The sequence below is a fragment of the Microcystis sp. LEGE 08355 genome (assembly GCF_015207185.1).
Classification (GTDB): domain Bacteria; phylum Cyanobacteriota; class Cyanobacteriia; order Cyanobacteriales; family Microcystaceae; genus Microcystis; species Microcystis panniformis.
This window is the reverse complement of the sequence record NZ_JADEXI010000932.1, coordinates 1-1,144: the sequence shown is the minus strand read 5'-3', so window position 1 is coordinate 1,144 and position 1,144 is coordinate 1. Positions and strand designations below refer to the sequence as shown.

Genomic DNA, 1,144 nt, shown 5'->3' with positions numbered 1-1,144 from the left:
TCGGTTTTGTTTGGTGTTTTGAGAGACTTTTTGTTAAGTCACCGAGCGGGCGTAAACGCTTCAATGTTTTAGGAGCATTAAATGCAATAACTCATGAAGTTATTCTGGTTACGAATGACACTTATATTACGGCAACTCAAGTCTGTGAACTCCGGTCAAAAATAGCTGCTTTAGGACTAATGATTCCCATCACTCTCGTATTAGATAATGCCCGCTATCAAAAATGTAAAATTGTTGAAGAATTAGCTCTTTCTTTGTCAATAGAACTGCTCTATCTGCCGTCTTATTCACCTAATCTAAGTTTAATTGAAAGGCTGTGGAAATTGGTCAAAAAGAAATGTTTATATGGTAAATATTATGAAAACTTTTCTGACTTTTCTTCAGCCATTTATGAATGTTTGAATGATGCCCATTTGAAACATAAAAAAGAACTGGATTCCTTGCTGACTCTACGATTTCAGAAGTTTAATAAATCTCAGATTATGAACGTCTAAAGTATAGAACTAATCCACATAGATGGGAAAACCGCCAAGGGTTCCTATGACCGTGAAAAGAAACTAAAGGCTTTGCACACAGTAAGTGCTTGGAGTAGCGAACATGGGTTAGTCTTAGCCCAAGAAAAAGTGGACAGTAAATCCAATGAAATTACCGCCGTGCCGCTCAGAAGTGCAATTGCTCAATCTCAAGGGAGCGATAGTCACTTTGGATGCCATGGGAACCCAGACGGAAATTGCCCAACAAATCAAGTCTGGGGGCGGAGATTACGTCTTAGCCCTCAAAGGCAATCAGGGCAAGCTCTTTCAACAAGTAGAAGGCTGGTTTGACCAAGCTATAGCCGGGGATTGGCAAGGGATTGAATACAGCTACCACGAAAAGGTGGAGTCGGGGCATCACCGGCTCGAAACCCGTCAAATTTGGGTGGTGCCGGTGTCCCAATTACCGCCCCTGCATCGGCAGAGTCTGTGGCCTGGCCTAACCACCCTAGTCATGGTTCGCAGTGTCCGCCAATTATGGAATAAAACTACGACAGAAATTCGCTTCTTCATCAGTAGTTTAGCAGCGGATGCCCAAAAACACGCCGAGGTGATTCGCGGACATTGGAGTATTGAAAATAGTCTCCATTGGGTACTCGATGTTACCTTTA

At 42.7% G+C, this 1,144-nt stretch carries 1 protein-coding gene and 1 pseudogene; both read left to right on the top strand.

The features are described from left to right. Positions 1 to 494 (top strand): annotated as a pseudogene (locus IQ242_RS25400) (IS630-like element ISMae22 family transposase); the annotation flags it as partial. 145 nt (positions 495 to 639) lie between these two features. Continuing rightward, on the top strand, positions 640 to 1,144 hold a 505-nt coding region (locus IQ242_RS25395), incomplete at its 3' end, for an ISAs1 family transposase (RefSeq protein ID WP_228021224.1).